Source organism: Rhizobacter sp. P2_H2 (assembly GCF_056403375.1).
Genome location: NZ_JBFUFP010000442.1, coordinates 1 through 4,266, shown reverse-complemented (window position 1 = coordinate 4,266; position 4,266 = coordinate 1). Strand labels below are relative to the sequence as shown.

Below are 4,266 nucleotides of genomic sequence, written 5' to 3'. Positions count from 1 at the left end.
GCCTGGTGGTGCTGGACACGCCGGGGCTGAACGCGATCGGCGCCGAGCCCGAGCTGACGCTGAGCCTGCTGCCGGCCGCGCATGCGATCGTCTTCATCCTCGGTGCCGACACCGGCGTCACCAAGTCCGACATGACGATCTGGCGCGACCACCTGGGCTCGCCGTCGAGCTCGGCCTTCGTCGTGCTGAACAAGATCGATGCGCTGCAGGATCCGCTCGCCACCGTCGAGCGCGTGCAGGAGCAGATCGAGCAGCAGCGCCAGTCGACTGCGCGCACGCTCGATGTCGCGAGCGAACGGGTGTTCCCGCTGTCGGCGCGCCAGGCCCTGGCTTCGCGCATCGACGGCGATGCGGCGGGCCTTGCGCAGAGCCGCCTGCCGTTCCTCGAGGAAGCGCTCGGCGCCCAGCTGCTGCCGCAACGCCGCGAGGCCTTCCAGCAGACGGTGATGGAAGCCGCGAATCGCATGGAGGCGCAGGTCAACCGGCGCCTGGGCGACCGCCGCCGGCAGATGGCCGAGCAGGTGCTCGAGCTGCGCGGCCTGCGCGGCAAGAGCGGCGCCAAGGTGCGCATGATGCTGGAGCGCGTGCAGGCCGAGACCGCCGAGTTCGAGCAGTGCACCGCGCGCTTGCAGGCGATGCGCATGGTGCACAGCCGCATGCTGAAGAACGCGCTGCTCGACCTGACCAGCGACCGCTTGCGCGAGGAAGTGGCCGAGATGCAGACCGCGATGACCGCGTCGCTGCTGCACCTCGGCGCGAAGAAAGCGTTCATCGCGCTGTGTGGCCGCCTGCGCGAGCTGCTCGAGGCGGCGCAGGTGCGCGGCACCGAGATCCACGACATGCTCGGTGCCTCGTTCGCGAAGCTGAACGCCGAGTTCGGCTTCAGCCTGGCGATCACGAAGCAGCCCGACTTCGGCCGCTTCGTCAACGACCTGACGCTGATCCAGCGCAACTACGTGCAGTACCTCGGGCTCACGCAGGCGCTGCGGCTCTCGCAGCCGAAGTTCATGGAGCAGTTCCGCCGCATGCTGGTGTCCAAGCTGCGCGTGGTGTTCGAGAACGCCAGCGGCGAGTTCGAGCTGTGGAACAAGACCGCCTCGGCGCAGGTCGATTCGCAGTTGCGCGAACGCCGCCGCGGATTCCGCCGGCGCCGCGAGGCGCTGGAGCGCATCCAGTCGGCCGCCGGCGACCTGGAGCAGCGCCTGTCCGAACTGGAAGCGCAGGATGCGCAGCTGCAGCAGCTGCAGGCGCGCAGCACCGAGCTGGGCAACCGCCTGAAGCAGCAGGCGCAGCGCGAGCTGACCGGCACGGCGAGTGCAACGCCCAGCGGTTCAGTCCCGCTGTACGCGGCCCAGGCCTGAGTTGTCTCCTCAAGAGCGTTTCGCGAAGCCGCTGATCGCGTGGCAGCGGGAGCACGGCCGCCATGCGTTGCCGTGGCAGCAGACGCGCGATCCGTACCGCGTGTGGCTGTCCGAGATCATGCTGCAGCAGACCCAGGTCACGACGGTGCTGGGCTACTACGCGCGCTTCCTCGAACGCTTTCCCGATGTGCGGGCGCTGGCCGCCGCGTCGCAGGACGAGGTGCTCGCGCTGTGGAGCGGGCTCGGCTACTACAGCCGTGCGCGCAACCTGCATGCGTGCGCGCAGGCGGTGGTCGCCGCGCATGGCGGCGAGTTCCCGCGCAGCGCCGCCGTGCTGCAGGAGCTGCCGGGCATCGGCCGCTCGACCGCGGCGGCGATCGCGGCGTTCTGCTTCGGCGAGCGGGTCGCGATCCTCGACGGCAACGTCAAGCGCGTGCTGACGCGCTTCCTCGGCTTCGACGGCGACCTGGCCGAGGCGCGCCAGGAGCGCATGCTGTGGGACGAAGCCACCCGCCAGCTGCCCGAGGACGGCATCGAGTCATACACCCAGGGCCTGATGGACCTCGGCGCCACGCTGTGCGTCGCGCGCTCGCCGAGCTGCCTGCTGTGCCCGGTGCAGGCCGGCTGCGTCGCGTTGCGCGAAGGCGCGCCCGAGCGCTACCCGGTGAAGACGCGCAAGCTCAAGCGCGGCCAGCGCAGCAACGCCTGGCTGTGGCTGCAATGGGGTGACAGGCTGTGGCTGCTGCAGCGGCCCGGCAGCGGCGTGTGGGCCGGGCTGTGGAGCCTGCCGGAGTTCGACACGCCCGAGGCGCTCGATGCGGCATCGGCCGACTGGCCCGGCACGCCGCAAGGCCTGCCGATGTTCACGCACGTGCTGACCCACCTCGACTGGACGCTGCAGCCGGTGCGCTGGACCTTGCCTGCCGATGCCGCGGCCGGTGACGTCGATGCGATCACCGCGACGCTCGTGCGCGAGGATCAGCGCGGCGAATGGGTCACGCTGGCGCAGGCGCTCACGATGGGCCTGCCGGCACCGCTGCGCAAGCTGCTGGCCGGCACGCCGCCGGGTTGACGGTGCCTACTTGACGACGCCCTTGCTGCGCAGGAATTCGTCGACCAGCTGAAGCCGCACCGCGGCGTCCGGCAGTTCCATCAGCTTCTGCTTCGCCGCCAGCGAGATCGGCAGGATCTCGCACCAGCGGTTCGCGACCCAGCCGGCGTTGTCGAACTGGAAGGGCTTCAGGAAGGGCTCGGAGCCCTGCTGCTTCAGCGTCGCGATCGCATTGGCCAGGCCGCGCACCGTCTCGATCATCGCGTCGACCGGCAGCGAGGCCTCGTCGTCGTCGAGCATCTCGATCTGGGCCAGCCACAGGCCATCGGGCTGCTGGCGCATCCGGCTCACCCCGAAGCGGTGGGTGCCGCGGCAGCGCACCTGCAGGATGCCGTGCTGCGCGCTGTCGACATCGATCAGCTCGGCCATCACGCCGGTTTCTTCGAGGGCGACCGGCTCGCCGGGCTTGCGCACCTCGCCGCCCTGGCGCAGCGCGACGACGCCGAACGGCGTGTTCTCGCGCAGGCAGGTGCTGATCAGGTCGAGGTAGCGGGCTTCGAACACCTTCAGGCTCAGCAGCCCGCCAGGAAACAACACCGCCTGCAGCGGGAACAACGGAACGTCGGTGGTGGAGATGTCGGGAGTCATTCAGCAGCGCGGCCGGGTGGGCCGCGTTCTCAATCGCGGGCGTCGAGCTCGCGGTGGCGAATCAATGTACCGCTGCGCGCGGCAAAACGCTTCGCCAAGGATTCGGTGAGGTAGACCGAGCGGTGCTGGCCGCCGGTGCAACCGATGGCAACCGTCAGATAGCTGCGCTGGTCGCGTTCGAACGACGGCAACCAGCGTGCGATGAAGGATTCGATCTGGGCCAGCATCTCGGCCACTTCGGGTTGGGCTTCCAGGTAGGCCGCGACCTCCGGGTCGCGGCCGGTCTGCGGGCGCAGTTCGCGGATGTAGTGCGGGTTCGGCAGGATGCGCACGTCGAACACGAAATCGGCATCGAGCGGCACGCCGTGCTTGAACGCGAACGACTCGAACACCAGGGTCAGCCGGTGCGCCATCGCCTTCACCAGGTCGCGCATCCACAGGCGCAGCTGGGCTGGGCGCAGCTGGCTGGTGTCGACGACGGTGGAGACCTCGCGCAGCTCGGCCAGCAGCTCGCGTTCGAGCTCGATCGCTTCGGTGAGCGCGCGGTGGCCGTCGGCGGCGCGGTCGTCCTTGCGGCGGCCGGGCGACAGCGTCGCGGCCTCCTGCGACAGCGGGTGGGGGCGGCGCGATTCGGAGAAGCGGCGCACCAGCGTGTCGGTGTTCGAATCGAGGAACACCGAGCGGATCGCGGTGCCCTCGGCGCGCAACTCGGCGATCAGCGGCAGCAGGTGGGGGAGCGAGCCGGCGCTGCGCACGTCGACCGCGATCGCGACGCGGCGCATCGAGCGCTCATGCTCGAGCCGCAGGAAATCGCGCAGCAGCTCGGGCGGCAGGTTGTCGACGCAGAAGAAGCCGGCGTCTTCGAGCGCATGCAGCGCGACCGACTTGCCGGAGCCGGAGATGCCGGTGACGAGCACGACCTCGTTCGGCGACACCACGGACGGCGGTGCCGGCTCGGCCGGTGCCACGGCGTCGGGCGGCAGCGCGGTCCCTGGAGTACCTTCGTGCTGCGCACTCCGGTATTCGCCCTTGGGGCGGCCCGGCGCGCTCATGTCTTCTTGCGGCTGCGGGGGGCAGCCGGCACGGCGGCATCGGCCGCCACCGACAGCATCTCCTGCGCATGCGCGAGGCTGGTGCCCGACATGCGCTCGCCGCCCAGCATGCGGGCGATCTCGGCGACGCGCACCTCGCCGGCGACCGCGTGGA

At 70.3% G+C, this 4,266-nt stretch carries 4 protein-coding genes; 2 read left to right on the top strand and 2 right to left on the bottom strand.

Going from position 1 to position 4,266, the window contains the following annotated elements; genetic code table 11:
* Together AC1D15_RS19950 and mutY are read left to right on the top strand one after the other, a co-directional pair.
* Window positions 1–1,361: P-loop NTPase family protein (locus tag AC1D15_RS19950; protein WP_477827341.1), on the top strand; the 1,361-nt coding region annotated here is incomplete at its 5' end.
* Between the two features lies 1 nt (window position 1,362).
* The gene (gene mutY / locus AC1D15_RS19945; protein ID WP_477827340.1) at window positions 1,363–2,433 is read left to right on the top strand and encodes an A/G-specific adenine glycosylase; all 1,071 of its coding nucleotides are present in this window, start codon (window positions 1,363–1,365) and stop codon (window positions 2,431–2,433) included.
* Between the two features lie 6 nt (window positions 2,434–2,439).
* Here mutY and AC1D15_RS19940 read toward each other — a convergent pair whose 3' ends face one another.
* Both AC1D15_RS19940 and rapZ read right to left on the bottom strand, forming a co-directional pair.
* Window positions 2,440–3,060, bottom strand: a complete 621-nt coding sequence (locus tag AC1D15_RS19940; protein WP_047506477.1) for an LON peptidase substrate-binding domain-containing protein — start codon at window positions 3,058–3,060, stop codon at window positions 2,440–2,442.
* 29 nt (window positions 3,061–3,089) lie between these two features.
* The gene (gene rapZ / locus AC1D15_RS19935) at window positions 3,090–4,043 is read right to left on the bottom strand and encodes an RNase adapter RapZ (RefSeq protein ID WP_465114883.1); all 954 of its coding nucleotides are present in this window, start codon (window positions 4,041–4,043) and stop codon (window positions 3,090–3,092) included.
* Window positions 4,044–4,266 lie beyond the last annotated feature (223 nt).

Coding starts and splice junctions, on each gene's coding strand:
- AC1D15_RS19940 (WP_047506477.1), bottom strand. CDS start 3,060: ATGACTCCCGACATCTCCACCACCGACGTTCCGTTGTTCCCGCTGCAG.